Source organism: Desertihabitans brevis (assembly GCF_003327535.1).
In the GTDB taxonomy this organism is placed as follows: Bacteria; Actinomycetota; Actinomycetes; order Propionibacteriales; family Propionibacteriaceae; genus Desertihabitans; species Desertihabitans brevis.
Map to the genome: position 1 here is coordinate 93,644 of NZ_QOUI01000007.1, position 18,590 is coordinate 112,233.

Genomic DNA, 18,590 nt, shown 5'->3' on the forward strand with positions numbered 1-18,590 from the left:
CCGCGCACCGCGCCCGCCGGGCCCCACACCCCTTCGCCGGCCCGCACACCTGCCGCAGCGGGTGTGCGGGTGCGCGAAGGGGTGTGGGGCCGACCGGAGGCGTCAGCCGTTGCCCTCGGCGAAGCGCTGCTGCGCCTCGTTGACCAGCTGCAGGTACTGCCCGGCGCCCTTGGCCTCGACCTCGGCGACGTAGGCGTCCCACTCCGCGAGGTCGCGCTGGCCGAGGATGAACTGCAGGGTCTGCTGGGTGACGAAGTCCTCCAGCGGCGTCTCCACCAGCGTCGCCTGCTCGCGCTCGACGTCGGTGAACGGGTACGGCGGCTCCAGCGGCAGCAGGTCCTTCTTGAGCATCTCGGCCTGGAAGGCCAGCTCCTCCTCGCTGAAGGTGGACTGCAGCAGCGCGGTGCTGCCGCCGTAGGCGAAGTTGCCCCCGGCGAAGCCGAAGTCCTTCTGCAGGTGCTTCGGCGCACCCGGGTTCAGCCCGACGTAGTCGACGTCCTCGGCCAGCGTGTACTCGCCCTCACCCTGCTTGGTGTAGGTGACGCCCTCGACCCCCCACTTGGTCAGCTCCAGGCCCTCCGGGGAGTACCAGAGCCAGTCGATGAACTGCATCATCGCCACGAAGTCGTCCCGCTCGGCGGCGGCCGCGCTGATCATGATCCCGTTCTCGATCTTGGACCCCGAGCTGATCACGTTCCCGGCCGGCCCGGCCGGCAGCGGCAGCTTCGCCACCGTGGCCCCCTCGACGTTGTCCTGCAGCGGGCCGCGGTAGTCGTTGACCAGCGACTGGGCGTTGCTGGAGATGGCGTAGGACTTCCCCGAGACGAACTTCGAGATGGCGGTGTCGTCGTCCTGGGTGAAGCTCTCCGGGTCGAGCAGGCCCTCCTCGACGAGGGAGTGCATGAAGGTGACGAACTCCTTGTACTCCGGGCTGGTGCCGGTGGTGACGTAGGCGTTCTGGTCGGCGTCCCACTGGGCGTTCTGGTAGCCCCAGCCGGCGTGCGTGCCGTAGGTCATCGAGACGATGTTGAGCAGGTTGCCGCCCGGGTCGGTCTCGCTGAAGCGGTCCGACATCGGGTAGCCGTCGGGGTGCTCGGCCTTGATCGCCCGCAGCACGTCGCGGAAGTCCTCCCAGGTCTGCGGCGTCTCCAGCCCCAGGTCCTCCATCACGTCGGTGCGGATGGCCACCGTGTAGTCCTGCCACGGGTTCTCGTGCAGGCCGGGCAGCACGTAGAACTTGCCGTCGGCCTGCCGCAGCTGCTCCAGGTTGGGCTCCAGCCCCCACTCGGCGACCTTGGCCTGGAAGTTCGGCATCAGGTCGAGGTAGTCGCTGACCGGCAGGATCGCCCCGGAGGAGACGAACGGGGTCTCCTCACCGGGGTAGGTCTTGGCCATGATCAACGGCGCCTCGCCCGAGCCGATCAGCAGGCTGCGCTTCTGGGAGTAGTCGCTGAGCGGCACCACCGTCGGCTCCAGCGTGACGCCGGTCCGCTCGGTGATCTCCTGCCACAGCAGCCAGTCCTCCTTGATCGGGTAGTTCGGGTGGTCGTTGTAGAGCATCGCGAAGGTCAGCGGCTCGGTCGCGGTGAACTGCGTGCCGACGGCGTAGTCGGTCATCGCGCCGCGCTGCTTGTCGCCCAGCTCGACGGCCTCCTCCCCTCCCCCGTCGCCGCTGCAGGCGACCAGCGAGGCCGCCAGCAGGACGGCCGTCGCCGAGGCGGCCATCGTCTTCAGTCTGGTCATCGTGGGTTCCTTTCCTTCCCGACCACTGCGTCGGGGTCCGGGGTCGTGGGCCGCTCCGGGCACTGCGCGGACGGCGGTCAGCCCTTCACCGAGCCGAGCATCACGCCCGACACGAAGTAGCGCTGGATGAACGGGTAGACGCAGACGATGGGCAGGATGGTGAGCACCATCGTCACGGACTGGATGTTGGCCGCGACCTGCGCGACGTCGGCTCCGGCACCGGCGGAGGTGGCGGTGCTGGCCCCGGCGATCAGGTTGCGCAGGTAGACCGTCACCGGGAACAGCTCGGAGCGGTCCATGTAGAGGAAGGCCTGGAACCAGGAGTTCCAGAACGACACCGCGTAGAACAGCACCATGGTGGCGATCACCGCCTTCGACAGCGGCAGCACCACCCGCAGCAGCGTCGAGTAGGTGTTGAGGCCGTCGATCTGGGCGGCCTCCTCGAGCTCGGCGGGCAGGTTCTCGAAGAAGGCCTTCATCACCAGCAGGTTGAACACCGAGATCGCGTTGGGCAGCACGATCGCCCACAGCGTGTTGCGCAGGCCCAGGCTGCTGATCAGCACGTAGTTGGGGATGAGACCGCCGTTGAAGAACATCGTGAACACCGCGATGCCGATGAGCAGCGAGCGGCCGCGCAGGTGCCGCTTGCTGAGCACGTAGGCGTAGCAGGTGGTCAGCACCATGGCGATGGCGGTCGCCACCACGGTGTAGACGACGGTGTTCTTGTAGTTGGTCCAGAACAGCGAGTCCTGCATGACCAGCTGGTAGGTGGTGGTGTTGAACCCGACCGGCAGCAGGTTGACCCGACCGGCCCGGATCGCGGACTCGTCGCTGAAGGACTGGGCCAGGATGTTGAGGAAGGGGTACAGCGTCACCGCCACCACCCCGAGCAGGACGACGTAGTTGACGACGGCGAAGGCGCGTTCACCCCGGGTCTGGCCGGCCGAACCGGCACCCGTGCGGCGCCGTCGTCGGCGCTCGGACTCCGGTGCCGCTGGCAGCGTCACGGTGGGCTTGTCGCTCGGGGCCGGACGGCCCGTCGGCTCGGTTCTGCTGGTCACCACAGGCTCGTCCCCACGAGTCGGCGCGAGATCGCGTTGGCGGACAGGATGAGGGTGAGGCCGATCAGGGCCTCGAACATGCCGATCGCGGCGGCGTAGCTGAAGTTGTTCGACTCCAGCCCGACCCGGTACAGGTAGGTCGAGATGACATCGGCCGTCGGGTAGGTCAGCGGGTTGTAGAGGAGGAGGATCTTCTCGAAGCCCACCGCCATGAAGGTCCCGATGTTGAGGATCAGCAGGGTGACCATGGTCGGGCGGATGCCGGTGAGGGTGATGTGCCAGGTCTGGCGCCACCGGTTCGCACCGTCGATCCGGGCCGCCTCGTACAGGTTGGGGTCGATGGTGGTGAGCACCGCGAGGTAGAGGATCGTGCCCCAGCCCACCGTCTGCCACACCTCGGAGGAGACGTAGATGGTGCGGAACCACTCCGGACGTTGCATGAAGGGGACGGCCTCCCCGCCGAGCCCGGTGACGACCTGGTTGATGGTGCCGTCCAGCGACGTCAGCTGCATGACCATGCCGGCGACGATGACGATGGAGAGGAAGTGCGGCAGGTAGGAGACCGTCTGCACGAACCGCTTGAAGGCCCGGGTGCGCACCTCGTTGAGCAGCAGCGCCAGCACGATCGGCGTCGGGAAGGTGACCACCAGCGTGATCGCACCGATCGCCAGGGTGTTGCCGAAGACCTGCCAGAAGGTGGGGTCGTTGAGGAACAGCTCGACGTAGCGCAGCCCCACCCAGTCCTCGCCGAAGATGCTGCCGCCGGGGCTGAACCGGCGGAAGGCGATGACGTTGCCGGCCATCGGCACGTAGCGGAACACCAGGAAGAACAGCAGCGGCAGCACGGCCAGGGAGTAGAGCTGCCAGTCGCGTCGCAGCGCCTTGCGCCAGGGCGTCCGCCCGGAGCGGGGACGCCGGGCGCGCGGGCCCTCGCTGGCGCCGCGGGTGGCGTCGACCGCCTGGGTGGGTCCGGTCGCGCGTGCGCCGTCGGCGGCGACCGCGGGATCCTGCAGGGTCATCGCGCCCCCTCCGGTGGCAGCGGGGTGACCTCGACCTCGCTGACCAGCTCGCGGCCCGGGCCGACCTGGCGCTCCGGGCCGACCATCGTCAGGGCGATCCGGGTGTGCACGTCGGCGCTGGAGCGGGCCACCTGCAGCTCGACCGCGCCCGGCTCGACCACGCGGGTGCCGTCGCGCCCGGTGAAGGAGGCCAGGTCGGCGGGCACCCGGATCCGGACCCGGGACGAGGCGCCCGGCTCGAGCTCCACCCGGGCGTAGCCCACCAGCCGCTGCACGGGGCGGACGACCTGGGCGACCGGGTCGTGCAGGTAGAGCTGGACGACGTCGGCGCCGGCCCGGGCGCCGGTGTTGGTCACCGTCAGCCCCACCTCGACCGCGCCGTCGACGGCCCACTCCGTCCGCCCCGAGGTCTCGCCCACCTCGCTCCAGGCGAAGGTGGTGTAGCCCAGACCGTGGCCGAAGGGGAACAGCGGGGTCGGGTCGACGTCGGAGACGCCGCTGCGCCGGCCGAGGGCTGCGGTGAGGTAGGTGCTCGGCTGCGAGCCGGGACCGGCCGGCACGCTGACCGGCAGCCGGCCCGAGGGTGGCACCTCACCGGTGAGCACCTCGGCGATCGCCCGGCCGCCGAGCTGGCCGGGGAAGAAGGTCTGCACCACGGCGGCCGCGCCGGCGGTGAAGCCGAGGGCGTAGGGACGTCCGGTGACGAGCACGACCACCGTCGGGGTCCCGGTGGCCAGCACCCGGCGCACCAGCTCCTGCTGACGTCCGGGCAGGGCGAGGTCCTCGGCGTCGCAACCCTCGCCGGAGGTGCCCCGGCCGAACAGCCCGGAGCGGTCGCCGAGGACCACCACGCAGACGTCCGCACCGGCCGCCACCCGCTCGGCCTCGGCCAGCGCGGCCTCGGCGGCGCCGGCGGCGGGCTGGTCGGCGTGCTCGTCGTCGACCCCGCAGCCGGGCGCGGAGGCGACCTCGAAGCGCGCGGCGAGCTCGGCGAGCACGGTCGGGATCTCCACGCCGGTGGCGACCTCGGGGTGCTGCCGCCCGACGTGCACCGGGAAGGCGTAGCAGCCGAGGAAGGCCATCGGGTCGTCGGCCAGCGGACCGACCACCGCGAGCCGGGGGGCCGGCCCCCCGTCCGGGTCGAGGGGCAGCAGACCGTCGTCGCGCAGCAGCACCACCGAGCGGCGGGCCAGCCGCAGGGCCAGCTCCTGGCTCTCGGCGGTGTCCAGCACCAGCTCGGCGGCGGGTTCCTCGTCGGGGCGGCGGTCGAGCAGTCCCAGCTCGATCTTCTGCCGCAGCACCCGCAGCAGGGCCCGGTCGACCAGGTCCTCCGGCACCCGGCCGTCCTCGACCGCCTCCCGCAGCGGGTGGCCGTAGGCGTCCACGGTGGGCAGCTCGACGTCCACCCCGGCCCGCAGGGCGAGCCCGGCCGCGGCGGCGGCGTCCTCGGCCACCCCGTGCAGGCTCTGCAGGAACCGGACGCCGAAGTAGTCGGCGACCACCGTGCCGTCGAAGCCCCACTGCTCGCGGAGCAGGTCGGTGAGCAGCCGCTCGTCGGCCGCGCTGGGCATCCCGTCGAGGTCGGTGTAGGAGTGCATCACCGACCGCGCCCCACCGAGCCGCAGCGCGGTCTCGAACGGCGGCAGCAGCACGTCGGCGAGCTCGCGCGGTCCGATCGAGACCGGGGCCAGGTTGCGTCCCGAGCGCGAGGCGGAGTAGCCCGCGAAGTGCTTGAGGGTGGCGACCACGCCGGCGCTCTCCAGGCCCCGCACGTAGGCCGCGCCGATGGTGCCGACCAGGTAGGGGTCCTCGGCGATGGTCTCCTCGGTGCGTCCCCAGCGCAGGTCGCGGCTGACGTCGAGGACCGGTGCCAGCCCCTGGTGCACACCGGCGGCGCGCATCGAGGCTCCGATGGTGGCCGCGACCTGCTGCACCAGCTCGGGGTCGAAGGCCGCCCCCCAGGACAGCGGGGCGGGGTAGACGGTGGCCTGCCAGGCGGCGAAGCCGGTGAGGCACTCCTCGTGCACCTGGGCCGGGATGCCGAAGCGGCTGGCGGCGACGACGTCCCGCTGGGCGGCGGCCAGCGACCGGGCGGCCATCGCCGGCGCGACCGGCCGGGTGCCGTAGGGGCGGGTGAGCTGCCCGAGGCCGTGCGCGATGGTGGTCGACCAGTCGACGGCGCCGGTCATCTCCGCCTGGTGCGGCGCGACCCCGCCGCCGCTGGCGTCGGCGCCGACCCAGAGCCCCACCAGCTGGGCGAGCTTCTCCGGCAGGGTCATCCGCTGCACCAGGTCCCGGGCGCGGGCCTCCGGGCTGCACGAGGCGTCCTGCCAGATCTCCGTGGTGGCCGGCTCGGCCACGCTCACGTCCACCATCCGACTCCCTTGTCTCCGCCGATACTCCGCAACTTTCGTGCTGGTATCGGTACGCCTGGAGCGTAGGTGCGGGTCGGCGAGCACGTCAATGCCCGGCGTCGCGAAAGTTCACCGGATCCCGCTGCCACCGCCACAGACCGCGGGTGGCGGCTGCTTCCCGCCTTCTCCGGACCGCGGTCCGGTTGATGTGGCGGCGCAGTTTGCGGACGACGGCTCGCGACTTTCGAGAACCTGGCGTCGGCACCCAGGTCACCGCGAGGTGCTAGCGTCTCGATACTTGCGCAACCGCAGACACAGACAGGTGCATCGGTGACCACCACCTCTTCCCGCAGTGCGAGCCCTACCATCGCGTTCATCGCCGAGGAGCTCGGTGTGTCCGTCCCCACCGTGTCGAAGGTGCTCAACGGGCGTCCCGACGTCTCCCCCGCCACCCGGGAACGCGTCGAGGAGGCGCTGCGACGGCACGGCTACAAGCGCCGCCGCGCCGTCACCCCCACCGGGGCGCCGCCGTTGGTCGACCTGGTGATCCACGAGCTGGGCTCGGTCTGGGCCCTGGAGATCATCCAGGGGGTCGAGCGCGCGGCGGCCGAGGCCGGCGTCGGCGTCGTGCTGTCCACCCTGGGCGGCAGCCACCACCCCGAGCAGGACTGGTTGGACCGGGTGCTCGCCCGACGCCCGGTCGGCGTCATCCTGGTGATGTCCCGGCTCGACCCGGTGCAGCGCCACCAGCTGGAGAGCCGCTCCATCCCTTTCGTGGTCGTCGACACCGACGGCGAGACGCCGGCCGACGTCGCCACCGTCGGGTCGAACAACTGGCACGGCGGGCTGTCGGCCACGCGGCACCTGCTCGGCCTCGGGCACCGACGGGTGGCGGTGGTCAGCGGCCCGGACGACGTGCTGTGCTCCCGGGCCCGGATCGACGGCTTCCGCAGCGCGCACGAGGAGCTGCGGCTGAGCGTCGACCCCGGGCTGGTCCGCTACGGCAACTTCGCCGTCGAGGGCGGCTACCGGCAGGGCCGTGAGCTGCTGGACCGGCCCGACCGGCCCACCGCCATCTTCGCCGGCTCCGACATGCAGGCCCTCGGGGTGCTGCGCGCCGCCCGCGAGCTCGGGCTGCGGGTGCCCGAGGACCTGTCCCTGGTCGGCTACGACAACCTGCCGCTCTCGGCGTGGGTGGACCCGCCGCTGACCACCGTCAACCAGCCGCTGCACGAGATGGCCGCGACCGCCACCCGGATGCTCGTCGACACCGGCACCTCCCAGGGCGGACGGCTGCGCCGGGTCGACCTGGCCACCGACCTCGTGGTGCGCGGCAGCACCGCCGCACCGCCGGAGGGCTGAGCCGTGGCCGAGTTCGACCTGCCCCTGGAGCAGCTGCGGGCCTACCGCCCCGACGTCGTCGAGCCCGAGGACTTCGACGCATCCTGGGCCGCCACCCTGTCGGCGGCCCGGGCGCACCACCCGCTGCGGTCGGTCGAACCCGTCGAGAACGGGCTCGAGACGATCCGCACCCTCGACGTCGAGCTCGCCGGCTACGCCGGGCAGCCGGTGCGCGCCTGGTTCTCCCGCCCCGCGCCGATCCCCGGCGAGGCCCCGCGGGCGGCGGTGGTGGAGTTCCTCGGCTACGGCCGCGGGCGCGGGCTCCCGCACGAGCGGATCACCTGGGCCGCCGCCGGCTACGCCCACCTCGTGGTCGACACCCGTGGCCAGGGCGGCCAGCACGGCAACGGTGGCGACACCCCCGACCCGTCGGGGGCGGGGCCGTCGGCACCAGGGTTCCTGACCCGGGGCGTCCTCGACCCCGAGGAGCACTACTACCGCCGGCTGGTCACCGACGCGGCCCGCGCGGTGGACGCCGTCCGGCAGCTGCCCGGTGTCGACCCCGACCGGGTGGCGGTGGTCGGCAACAGCCAGGGCGGGGCGCTCGCGCTCGCGGCCGCCGCGCTGCGGCCGGAGGTGTCGGCGGTGCTCGCCGGCGTCCCGTTCCTCTGCCACCCGCGGCGGGCGCTCGCGCTGACCGACGCCGATCCCTGGGCCGAGGTGGTGCGCTACCTGGCGGTGCACCGCGACGCCGAGGAGGCGGTGCTGCGCACGCTCTCCTACGTGGACGGGGTGAACTTCGCCAGGCGCGTGCGCAGCCCGGCGCACCTCTCGGTCGGGCTGCGTGACACCGTCTGCCCGCCGTCCACGGTCTTCGCCGCTTTCAACCACCTCGGCACGCTCGCCCCCTCGCCTGCGGAGCGGACCATCGAGGTGTACCGCTACAACGGCCACGAAGGTGGGGACGCCGTGCACGTGCGCCGCCAGCTGGACTGGTTGCGCGATCGGGTGCCGCCCCGCTGACGCCGACGCGGGACCCGTCCGGCCCGGCGGGGCCTGCCCGGTCTGCGGGCACCGACCGTCGCACAATGGGATCCCGACCGGAAGGATTCTCGTGAGCGACGTCCCGACCCACTCCGTCGACACCCAGGTGGAGGAGCTGCTGGCGGCGATGACGCCGGCGGAGAAGGCCGGCCAGCTGACCCAGTACTTCTCCTTCGGCCCGTCGGTCGGCGACGGCGGGCCGCAGCGGGCCGGCGAGGTCGAGGAGGCCCTCGGACGCGGTGGCGCGGGGTCGCTGCTCTTCGTCACCGACCCCGCTGAGACCAACCGGCTGCAGCGTCTGGCCGTCGAGGGGAGCCGCCACGGGCTGCCGGTGCTGTTCGGGTTCGACGTCATCCACGGGCTGCGGACAGTGCTGCCGGTGCCGATCGCGCTGGCCGCCAGCTGGGACCCGGAGACGATCGAACGCGGCCAGGCGGTCGCGGCCCGCGAGGCGCGGGCGGTCGGCATCCACTGGACCTTCGCCCCGATGGTCGACATCGCCCGCGACCCGCGCTGGGGGCGGATCGTCGAGGGCGCCGGTGAGGACCCCTACCTCGGGTCGGTCGTCGCGGCGGCGCAGGTGCGGGGTCTCCAGGGCGGTGGGCTGGGCACGCCGGAGCGGGTCATCGCCGGGCCGAAGCACTTCGCCGGCTACGGCGCGGCCCTCGGCGGGCGCGACTACGACGAGGTCGACCTCTCCGACGCCCAGCTGTGGAACGTCTACCTCCCGCCGTTCCGGGCCGCAGTCGAGGCCGGGGCGGGCAACGTGATGACGGCCTACATGCCGCTCAACGGCGTCCCGGCCACCGCCAACCGCTGGCTGCTCTCCGAGGTGCTGCGTGGGCACTGGGGGTTCGAGGGGTTCGTGGTCAGCGACGCCAACGCGGTCCGCAACCTCACCACCCACGGCTTCGCCGTCGACGCCACCGACGCCGCCGTCCGCGCGGTCGAGGTGGGTCTCGACCTGGAGATGGCCATCACCGAGCCGGCCTACGCCTCGCTGCCCGCGGCGGTCGAGGCCGGTGCGGTGGACGAGGCCGCCCTGGACGCCTGCGTGCGGCGGGTGCTCACCGCCAAGCTCCGGCTCGGTCTGCTGGACGACCCCTACGTCGACGAGCAGCGGGCCGCGCAGGTGCTCAACGACCCCGGGCACCGCGAGGTGGCGCGAGTGGCGGCCGAGCGCGCGGCGGTGCTGCTGCGCAACGAGGGCGGCCTGCTCCCGCTGGACGCCGACCGGCTCGGCTCGGTCGCGGTGCTGGGCCCGCTGGCCGACTCCCGCCGCGACACCCTGGGGCCCTGGGTGTTCGACTTCGACCTCGACGAGACGGTCACCGTGCTGGACGGCCTGCGCACCCGGCTGACCGGCGTCGACGTCCGTTCCGCCCCCGGCGTCCGACCCGCCCAGCGGCGCTTCCCCTCGGTGTTCGACATGTTCCCCGGCAACACCCCGCCCGACCCGACCGACTTCGACGACGAGGCCGAGCTGCAGCGGGCGGTCGAGCTGGCCCGCGACAGCGACCTGGCGGTCCTGGTGCTCGGGGAGTGGCAGCAGATGATCGGCGAGGCGGCCTCGAGGTCCTCCCTCGAGCTGCCCGGCCGCCAGCAGGAGCTGCTGGAGGCGGTGGTGGCCACCGGGACGCCGGTGGTGCTGCTCCTGCTCAACGGACGTCCGCTGGACCTGCGCTGGGCGGTCGAGCACGTCCCCGCCATCCTCGACCTCTGGTACCCCGGCACGGCCGGCGGCACCGCGGCGGCGAACCTGCTGCTCGGCGACGTCAGCCCGGCCGGACGGCTGCCGTTCACCTGGCCGCGCACGGTCGGGCAGGTGCCGATCACCTACGCCCACACCACCTCCCACGAGCCGCAGAACCAGGGCCGCCGCTACTGGGACGAGGAGAGCACCCCGCTGTTCCCGTTCGGGTTCGGGCTCTCCTACGGCCGGTTCACCTACAGCGACCTCACCCTCGACCGGGACGTGGTCGGGGTGGACGAGACCCTCACCGCCTCGGTCACCGTGGCCAACGTGGGCGAGCACGACGCCGACGAGGTCGTCCAGCTCTACCTGCACCAGCGCTCCGGGACCGCGGCCCGGCCGGTGCGCGAGCTCAAGGGGTTCCAGCGGGTGCACGTGGCGGCCGGGGAGTCGCGGACGGTCCGCTTCGCGGTCGGCCCGGACGAGCGGCGCTACTGGAACGCCGCCGTCCGCGAGCACGTGCTGGACGCCTCGACCTTCGACCTGTGGGTGGGCGGCAGCTCCACCGCCACCCTGGGCACCACCTTCACCACCACGACCTGACCCCTCTCAGGGGTGGATGCGGCGGCCGTGCTCGTCGGGGATGCCGGAGTGGCGCCAGAAGTAGGTGCACAGCTGGTCGCGCCACTCCCGGGCCGAGCGCAGCTGCTCGGCCAGCCGCTCGGTCACCTCGGCGTGGACGTCCTCCTCGAGGCGTCCGCGCAGCGCCGCCCACTCCCCGACCATCTGCTCGACCGCCTCGACGCCGGCGAAGTGGGTGTCGTAGACGTGCTGGACGACCGTGGTCCCGCTGGACAGCCGGTGCCCGTAGGGGACGTGGTGGAAGAACAGCAGCAGCTCGTCGGGGCAGGCGTCCAGGCTCTCGTAGCGCGAGCGCCACGGCTCGGGGTACTGCCCGGTGTAGCCGGTGCCGGTGGCCATGGTGCGGTCGACGCCGATCCCGTCGCGGTCGGCGAAGTGGTAGGTGCCCCAGGGCGTGTACTCATAACCGTCGACGTCGGGCCCGTAGTGGTGCCCGGGCCGGACCATGAACCCGACGCCGAGCGGGGCGGTGTAGCTCTCGTAGACCTGCCAGGAACAGGCCATCAGCCGGTGCACCGAGGCCCGGACGTCCGGCGCGGCTTTCGGGAACGTCAGGTGCACCCACTCCTCGAGCAGCCGGTCGGGGTCGACGGACGGCTCGCAGGCCAGCCGGCCGAAGGCGTACAGGTTGGCCTGGGCCAGGGGGTGGCCGGTCCAGAACGGTGAGGTGCCGGCGTTGCTCACCGCCGCCAGCCCGCCGGTCGCCCGGGTGGCGACGCTGTCACCGGCGTCGTCGAAGGCGAACCGCAGCACCTGCGACCAGGCCGGGCCGAGGTAGCAGACGTGGCGCTGCTGGCCGGTGTACTCCTGGGTCACCTGCAGCTCGACGGCCAGCGCGGTCCGGGGCATCGCCGCGATCACCGGCGAGACGGGTTCGCGCACCTGGAAGTCCATCGGCCCGTGCTTGACCTGCAGCACCACGTTCGGCTCGAACCGGCCGTCCAGCGGGGCGAAGTGGTCGTGGGCAGCGCGGGCCCGGTCGGTGGAGCGGTCCCGCCAGTCCTGGCGGTGGTCGTAGACGAAGGCGCGCCAGTGCACGGTGCCGCCGTGCGGGGCCAGCGCCCGGGCCAGCACGTTGGCGCCGTCGGCGTGGTCGCGCCCGTACCCGAACGGGCCGGGCTGGCCCTCGGAGTCGGCCTTGACCAGGTAGCCGCCGAAGTCGGGGACGGCGTCGTACACCCGGGCGGTGGTCGCCGCCCACCAGGCGGCGACGTCGGGGTCGAGCGGGTCGGCGGTGGGCAGTCCGCCGAGGGTGACGGGGGCGGCGAAGCCGACCGACAGGTGGGTGCGGATCCCCCACCGACGCAGCACCTCCGCGACCCGGGCGACATCGGGCAGGTCGTCGGTCAGCAGCCGGGCCTCCCGCGCGTGCACGTTGACGTTGTTGATCGCCACCGCGTTGATCCCGGTCGAGGCCAGCAGCCGGGCGTAGCGCTCCACCCGGGACAGGTCGGCGCGGACCCCGTCGTCGTCGAAGAAGAGCGAGTCGCCGGCGTAGCCCCGCTCGACCCGTCCCATCACCGGGTGCGCGCCGATGTTGTCCCAGTGGTCGAGCATCCGCACCGGGTGGGCGGGCGCCTCGCCGACCACGTCGCCGTCGAGGAGCGGGCGGCGCAGCAGCGCGAAGGCGCCGTGCAGGAGGGCCGCGGGGTCGTCGCCGACCACCACCGTGACACCGGACCTGCGAGCCGTCACCCACCGGCCCGGCCGGGGACGGGCGGTCACCAGCTCACCGGGTCGCCGGTCGGCGTCCAGGGCGTACCGGACGGCCTCGACCCGCGCCGCGACGGCACCGGCGGTGCGTCGGGTGAGCAGGAGCAGGTCGGCGGTCTCCGGGCGGTCGGTGAGCCGGCCACCGTGCACCGCCGTCGCGTGCTCCACCTCCCCGCGCAGGGTGTCGGTCAGCGGCCCGTCGTCGGGGAGGTGCACCAGACCGGTGCCGAGCGGGGCGAGCGCGGCGTCGGGCAGCCAGGCGGGAGAGGGTGTGGTGACGGTGCTCATCAGCGTCCTCGCTGGTCGGGTTCTCCACCGGACGCTACCGGGCGCCTCACCCCGCTCCCGAAACTGTCCGTGCGATCACGAAACTGTCGAGATGGGCCGGAGGGGAGGTTCCGAGCGGGTCAGCCGCCGGCGAAGGGCGGCAGCAGCTCCACCTCGGTGTCGCCGGCGAGGGGCTCGCCGAGCCGGGAGCGGTGCACCGCCCGGCCGGACGACAGCAGGCTGCAGACGTCCACCACGCGCGCGAACCCCGGGTCGTCGGCGCGGGCCGCCTTGGCGGCGGCCAGCGCGTCGGCCAGCGAGGACGCCTCCACCTGCTCGGTCTCGACGCCGGCGGCGGCCCGGGCCCCGGCCCAGTAGCGCAGGGTGACACGGTGCATGGCTGTTAGTCTCTCCCTGCCCTCAAGCAGCCAGGCGATGGGGGCCGAACCACTGGGGGCACGGACACCGAGAGGCAGGCATGGCGACACTGCTGCTGCTGAGCAAGCGCGCCACCGCCGCCGAGGACGTCCTGCCGTCGCTGTCCCTGCTGAACCACAAGGTGCAGGTGGTGCCCGCCGAGGCGTCCTCGCTGCTCGAGGGCCCGCGGGTGGACGCCCTGCTGCTGGACGCCCGCACCGACCTGGCCGCCTGCCGCGCGCTGTGCCGGGTGATCCAGACCACCGGCAAGGACCTGCCGCTGCTGGTGGTGGTGACCGAGGGCGGGCTGACCGCGATGTCCAGCGACTGGGGGTTCGACGACCTGGTGCTCGACACCGCCGGCCCGGCCGAGATCGAGGCCCGGCTCCGGCTGGCCACCACGCCGGCCCAGGGTGAGCGCGACGTCATCGCCTCCGGCGGGGTCGTCATCGACGAGGCCGGCTACGCCGCCCGGCTCAACGGCCGCCAGCTCGACCTCACCTACACCGAGTTCGAGCTGCTGAAGTACCTGGTGCAGCACCCGGGCCGGGTGTTCAGCCGCGAGCAGCTGCTCTCCGACGTGTGGGGCTACGACTACTACGGCGGCACCCGCACGGTGGACGTCCACATCCGTCGGCTGCGGGCCAAGCTCGGCCCCGAGCACGAGTCGATCATCGGCACCGTGCGCAACGTCGGCTACCGCTTCGTCGTCAAACCCTGACGCCCGCTCCCCCTCCGCCGCCGCGGCCCCGCCCCGGCGCGCCCACACCCGCACCCCGCACACACCTTCGCCAGGGGCCACCCATGCTGGAGCAGGTGTGCCGCCCGGTGAACGTGTGTGCCGGCGCCGTCGCGGAAAGCCGGCACACACCTTCGCGTCCCCGCACACAGGCTGCAGCATGGGTGCCGTCCCGCGAACGTGTGTGAAGCGCCCCACCCGGGGGTGGTCATTCAGCCACGGAAGGCGAGCTCGAGCCGCCGCCGGAGGCTCCGCTGGTCGAAGAGCTCGCTCCAGATCCACCGGACCACCGTCCACGTCATCGGTCGGATGGCGTCCTCGCGCAGCTTCTCCGCGAACACCACCTCCCCGGGGTCCTGGCCCGGCTCGAGCAGACGGCCGTACTTCACCCTGCCGTCGAACTCACCGACCACGCGGCGCGCCGGCCAGGCGAAGTCGACACGTCGGACCTCGCCGTTGACGTCGACGATCTCCAGCTGCAGCTCCTGGGCCGGGAACCCCAGGGCCGCCAGCACCAGCCGGCTGATCGACTCCCCGACGCTCTCGCTGCGGCCGTCCATCTCGGTCACCGCCCGACGTGCCCTGCCGATACCCGGCCACGTCCGGCAGACCTCCAGGACCTCGGCCAGCTCCGCTGCGGTCGCCAGCTCGTGGTGGAGCGCGTGGTCGCCCGCGGCCACCGCCTGGTAGAGGCTGCCGGCGCGGGCCAGGTCGACCACCGTGCGGGCGGGACTGGTGACCTGCCGGCCACCGATCGTCGTCAGGTGGTGCTCGGGGAGGCCTGCCGTCCGCAGGTGCACCGGTCCGGCGATGCGACCACCGCTGCGCCGCGCCCGCGTCAACGCCACCTTGGTGAGGTCCGCCCGGTAGAGCGGGATCTCGTGCAGCAGGGCCGCCGAGTGGTGGCTGATCACCGGGCCGGACGGCTTCAGCCGCAGCGTCGCGTCCACCAGCTCGCGGTGGCGGGTCTCGACATCGGGCAGGTCATCGCCTCCCGCACCCAGGACGTAGGCGCCCCGGCGCACCCGCCGGGCCGGTCCGCCGCGGGTGGCGCGCCTCAGCTCGTCATGGGACCAACCACTCCGCACCAGGTCGCGGGTGAGCCGCACGTCGTCCATGGAGACATCTCAGGTCACCCCGGCGGCCGGCGGACCTCCCCCAGCGAGATCTGTGGACAACTCCGCGACGCTCCCCCGGCCCCACGTCGCCCAGCCGGCACACACCTTCGCCACCCGGCACCCATGCTGCAACGTGGGTGCGCTGGCACGAAGGTGTGTGCCGCTCCCTCCGTGGGCGACCGCGGGCGTCGGTCGGAAGCCCTACGGTGGGGCCATGCACGTCCAGCCCGTCCCCGCCCTCGACGAATCCACCCGCTCCGCGGTGCTGGCGCTGCGGCACAGCTGCCAGGCGACCGACCGGACGTCCCCGCTCAACGAGGCGGCGGTGCTGGCGCTGGGCCGACCCAGCGGGGACGGCCTGCAGCACTGGCTGCTCCGCGACGACCAGGGCCAGGTGCTCGGCTACGCGCAGGCGGAGTGGATCGACCCGACCCGGGACGGCGAGCACCCCAGCACCGCCCAGCTCTGCGTGCACCCCGAGCACCGCCGGCGCGGTGGCGGCACCCGGCTGCTGTCGGCGGTCCGCGACGCCCACACCGGCCGCGGCCCGGTCGGCACGCTCGGCTTCTGGGCGTTCGGACGCCTGCCCGCGGCGGCCGAGCTGGCGCTGCGGGAGGGCCTGGAGTCCTCGCGCGAGCTGCTGATGATGGGCCGCGACCTGCTCACCTCCCCCGTCACCGACGAGCCCGAGGTGCCCGCCGGCGTCACCCTGCGCACCTTCCGGCCCGGGGAGGACGAGGCCGGCTGGCTGGCCGTCAACGCCCGCGCCTTCGCCCACCACCCCGAGCAGGGCCGGATCACCGCCGAGGACCTGGCCGCCCGGATGGCCGAGCCGTGGTTCCGCCCGCAGGACTTCCTCGTCGCCGAGCGGGATGGCCAGCTCGTCGGCTACCACTGGATGAAGGCCGAGGGTGAGCTGGGCGAGGTCTACGTCATCGGCGTCGACCCCGACGCCGCCGGTAGCGGGCTCGGCCGGGCCCTGCTCACCGCCGGACTGCGGCACCTCGCCGAGCAGGGCTGCACCCGGGTCGTGCTCTACGTCGAGGCCGACCAGCAGCGGGTCGTCCGGATGTACCACTCGGCTAGTTTTGTCACCGTGCACCGCGACGTCCTGTACGTCGCCGGTCAGCCCGCAGACCAGGAGACGTCCATGAGCACCGACCAGGCCGCGCCTGCTCGTCCCGCCCCCACCGCACCGGACGCCCCGTCGTCGGCCCCGCAGGCCGCGGCCCCGCAGGCCCCCGCACCCACCCGGGACGACGCGGCCCCGGACCGACCGGCCACCGTCTCCCAGACCCTCGCCCCCGAGCCGCCGGTCGAACCGGGCGGCATGGACGACGAGGAGTTCGCCGCGGCCCTCGCCGCGCTGCCGGCGGACCGGTTCGCCGACCGTGAGCTGTCCTGGCTGGCGTTCAACCAGCGGGTGCTCGAGCTCGCCGACGACGAGCACCGGATCCCGCTGCTGGAGCGCGCCCGGTTCCTGGCCATCTTCAGCTCCAACCTCGACGAGTACTACATGGTGCGGGTGGCCGGGCTGAAGCGCCGGATCGCCGCCGGCGTCGCGGTGGCCGGGCCGAGCGGGCTGCTGCCGCGTGAGCTGCACGAGGCGATCCTCACCCGCACCGCCGAGCTGGTCGCCGAGCAGGCCCGGATCTTCCAGGACGAGGTGCGCCCGGCGATGGCGGCCGAGGGCATCCAGATCCTGCCCTGGCAGGACCTCACCGATCCGGAGAAGGCCGCCATGCGCCGGCTCTTCGCCGAGCGGATCTTCCCCGTGCTCACCCCGCTCGCGGTCGACCCCAGCCACCCCTTCCCCTACATCTCGGGGCTCAGCGTCAACCTCGCGGTGCTGCTGAAGAACCCGCACACCGGCGCCAGGCAGTTCGCCCGGGTCAAGGTGCCGACGATCCTGCCGCGGTTCATCGACCTCGGCGGCACCCGCTTCGTGGCCATCGAGGACGTCATCGCCCGCCACCTCGACCAGATCTTCGGCGGCATGCAGGTGCTGGAGTGGACCACCTTCCGGGTCACCCGCAACGAGGACCTCGAGGTCGAGGAGGACGACGCGGAGAACCTGCTCTTCGCGCTGGAGAAGGAGCTGCTGCGCCGCAAGGTCGGACGCCCGCCGGTGCGGCTGGAGGTGCAGGAGGACACCGACCCCGCCATCCTCGAGCTGCTCGCCTCCGAGCTCGACATCTCCGAGCGCGAGATCTTCACCGTGCCGGCCCCGCTCGACCTGCGCGGGCTGTTCACGCTGGCCGACATCGACCGCGAGGAGCTCAAGTACCCGGCCTTCCTGCCCTCCACCCACCCGCACCTGGCCGAGGTGGAGACCGCGCGCCCCGCCGACATGTTCGCCGCCCTCAAGCAGCGCGATGTGCTGCTGCACCACCCCTACGACTCCTTCGCCACCAGCGTCCAGCGGTTCGTGGAGCAGGCCGCGCAGGACCCGCACGTGCTGGCGATCAAGCAGACGCTGTACCGCACCAGCGGCGACTCCCCGATCATCGACGCCCTGGTCGAGGCCGCCCAGGCCGGCAAGCAGGTGCTGGCGCTGGTGGAGATCAAGGCCCGCTTCGACGAGCAGGCCAACATCCGCTGGGCCCGCACCCTGGAGGAGGCCGGCGTCCACGTCGTCTACGGCGTGATGGGGCTGAAGACGCACTGCAAGCTGTCGATGGTGGTGCGCGAGGAGCCGGACGGGTTGCGCCGCTACGCCCACATCGGCACCGGCAACTACAACCCCAAGACCGCCCGGCTGTACGAGGACATGGGGCTGCTGACGTCCAACCCGGTGGTCACCGAGGACGTGGCCCGGCTGTTCAACCACCTGTCCGGGATGACGCAGGAGACCCGCTACCGCCGGCTGCTGGTCGCCCCGCACGGCATCCGCACCGGGTTGATCGACCTGATCCGCGCCGAGATCGACCACCACCGCGCCGGCCGGCCCGCCGGCATCCGGATCAAGGTCAACTCCGCGGTCGACGAGGACGTCCTGGACGCCCTCTACGTCGCCTCCCAGCAGGGCGTCCCGGTCGACCTGTGGGTGCGCGGCATCTGCACCCTCCGCCCGCAGGTGCCGGGCCTGAGCGACAACGTCCGGGTGCGCAGCATCCTCGGCCGCTTCCTCGAGCACAGCCGGCTGTTCGCCTTCACCGGCGGCGGACGTCCGGTGGTCGGGATCGGCTCGGCCGACCTGATGCACCGCAACCTCGACCGGCGCGTCGAGGTGCTCACCTCGATCTCCAACAAGGCCCATGTCGCCGAGATCGAGGCGCTCTTCGCCCAGGCCTTCGCCGAGGACACCGTCGCCTGGCACCTGGACGCCGACGGGCTGTGGACGGCCCACACCATCGCCGCCGACGGCTCGCCGCTGGTCGACATGCAGGAGCAGCTGATCAGCGCGAAGAGCAAGCGCCGCGCGAAGTGAGACCGGCCC

Annotated in this window: 12 protein-coding genes and 1 pseudogene; 6 read left to right on the top strand and 7 right to left on the bottom strand. The window is 72.9% G+C overall.

The window, feature by feature from the left end; genetic code table 11:
• Window positions 1–102: 102 nt before the first annotated feature.
• The 4 genes from DT076_RS12220 to DT076_RS12235 form a co-directional block, all read right to left on the bottom strand.
• The gene (locus tag DT076_RS12220; protein WP_114126962.1) at window positions 103–1,743 is read right to left on the bottom strand and encodes an ABC transporter substrate-binding protein; all 1,641 of its coding nucleotides are present in this window, start codon (window positions 1,741–1,743) and stop codon (window positions 103–105) included.
• A 77-nt stretch (window positions 1,744–1,820) separates the two neighbouring features.
• Window positions 1,821–2,804 carry a carbohydrate ABC transporter permease gene (locus tag DT076_RS12225; protein WP_199539149.1) on the bottom strand — a complete coding sequence of 328 codons (984 nt, stop codon included), beginning with the start codon at window positions 2,802–2,804 and terminating at the stop codon, window positions 1,821–1,823.
• Window positions 2,801–3,823 (bottom strand): ABC transporter permease, encoded by a 1,023-nt coding sequence (locus DT076_RS12230; protein ID WP_114126963.1) that lies wholly within the window; start codon window positions 3,821–3,823, stop codon window positions 2,801–2,803. Before DT076_RS12230 ends, DT076_RS12225 begins: the two co-directional genes overlap by 4 nt.
• Window positions 3,820–6,198: a beta-xylosidase/alpha-l-arabinosidase gene (locus tag DT076_RS12235; protein WP_114126964.1), complete on the bottom strand. Its 2,379-nt coding sequence runs from the start codon at window positions 6,196–6,198 to the stop codon at window positions 3,820–3,822. Before DT076_RS12235 ends, DT076_RS12230 begins: the two co-directional genes overlap by 4 nt.
• Before the next feature lie 309 nt (window positions 6,199–6,507).
• Between DT076_RS12235 and DT076_RS12240 the strand changes: the two genes are divergently transcribed.
• The 3 genes from DT076_RS12240 to DT076_RS12250 all read left to right on the top strand — a co-directional run bounded on the left by DT076_RS12240 (window position 6,508) and on the right by DT076_RS12250 (window position 10,858).
• Complete coding sequence (locus tag DT076_RS12240) at window positions 6,508–7,539, top strand: LacI family DNA-binding transcriptional regulator (RefSeq protein WP_199539150.1); 1,032 nt, start codon at window positions 6,508–6,510, stop codon at window positions 7,537–7,539.
• Window positions 7,540–7,542: 3 nt separating this feature from the next.
• On the top strand, window positions 7,543–8,541 hold the full coding sequence (locus tag DT076_RS12245) for an acetylxylan esterase (protein WP_114126966.1): 999 nt from the start codon (window positions 7,543–7,545) through the stop codon (window positions 8,539–8,541).
• A gap of 91 nt (window positions 8,542–8,632) precedes the next feature.
• On the top strand, window positions 8,633–10,858 hold the full coding sequence (locus DT076_RS12250; RefSeq protein ID WP_233493913.1) for a glycoside hydrolase family 3 N-terminal domain-containing protein: 2,226 nt from the start codon (window positions 8,633–8,635) through the stop codon (window positions 10,856–10,858).
• A 6-nt stretch (window positions 10,859–10,864) separates the two neighbouring features.
• Here the strand turns inward: DT076_RS12250 and DT076_RS12255 are convergent, their stop codons facing one another.
• Entirely contained in the window at window positions 10,865–12,898 is a 2,034-nt protein-coding gene (locus tag DT076_RS12255; RefSeq protein WP_114126967.1) for an alpha-glucuronidase, read from the bottom strand.
• A gap of 119 nt (window positions 12,899–13,017) precedes the next feature.
• A complete protein-coding gene (locus tag DT076_RS12260) occupies window positions 13,018–13,275 on the bottom strand; it encodes a MoaD/ThiS family protein (RefSeq protein WP_114126968.1) in 258 nt (85 codons plus the stop codon).
• An 80-nt stretch (window positions 13,276–13,355) separates the two neighbouring features.
• On the opposite strand from DT076_RS12260, the gene DT076_RS12265 reads away from it, so the two are divergent.
• Window positions 13,356–14,015 carry a winged helix-turn-helix transcriptional regulator gene (locus tag DT076_RS12265; protein ID WP_114126969.1) on the top strand — a complete coding sequence of 220 codons (660 nt, stop codon included), beginning with the start codon at window positions 13,356–13,358 and terminating at the stop codon, window positions 14,013–14,015.
• Window positions 14,016–14,245: 230 nt separating this feature from the next.
• On the opposite strand, the gene DT076_RS12270 is transcribed toward DT076_RS12265, so the two are convergent.
• On the bottom strand, window positions 14,246–15,151 hold the full coding sequence (locus DT076_RS12270; RefSeq protein WP_114126970.1) for a hypothetical protein: 906 nt from the start codon (window positions 15,149–15,151) through the stop codon (window positions 14,246–14,248).
• Between the two features lie 214 nt (window positions 15,152–15,365).
• Here DT076_RS12270 and mshD point away from each other — a divergent pair.
• Window positions 15,366–16,256: pseudogene (gene mshD, locus DT076_RS19985) on the top strand (mycothiol synthase); the annotation flags it as partial.
• Window positions 16,257–16,481: 225 nt separating this feature from the next.
• A complete protein-coding gene (locus DT076_RS12275) occupies window positions 16,482–18,581 on the top strand; it encodes an RNA degradosome polyphosphate kinase (RefSeq protein ID WP_233493936.1) in 2,100 nt (699 codons plus the stop codon).
• Window positions 18,582–18,590 lie beyond the last annotated feature (9 nt).

Coding starts and splice junctions, on each gene's coding strand:
- DT076_RS12235 (WP_114126964.1), bottom strand. CDS start 6,198: ATGGTGGACGTGAGCGTGGCCGAGCCGGCCACCACGGAGATCTGGCAG.
- DT076_RS12265 (WP_114126969.1), top strand. CDS start 13,356: ATGGCGACACTGCTGCTGCTGAGCAAGCGCGCCACCGCCGCCGAGGAC.
- DT076_RS12270 (WP_114126970.1), bottom strand. CDS start 15,151: ATGGACGACGTGCGGCTCACCCGCGACCTGGTGCGGAGTGGTTGGTCC.
- DT076_RS12260 (WP_114126968.1), bottom strand. CDS start 13,275: ATGCACCGTGTCACCCTGCGCTACTGGGCCGGGGCCCGGGCCGCCGCC.
- DT076_RS12255 (WP_114126967.1), bottom strand. CDS start 12,898: ATGAGCACCGTCACCACACCCTCTCCCGCCTGGCTGCCCGACGCCGCG.
- DT076_RS12220 (WP_114126962.1), bottom strand. CDS start 1,743: ATGACCAGACTGAAGACGATGGCCGCCTCGGCGACGGCCGTCCTGCTG.
- DT076_RS12230 (WP_114126963.1), bottom strand. CDS start 3,823: ATGACCCTGCAGGATCCCGCGGTCGCCGCCGACGGCGCACGCGCGACC.
- DT076_RS12275 (WP_233493936.1), top strand. CDS start 16,482: ATGGACGACGAGGAGTTCGCCGCGGCCCTCGCCGCGCTGCCGGCGGAC.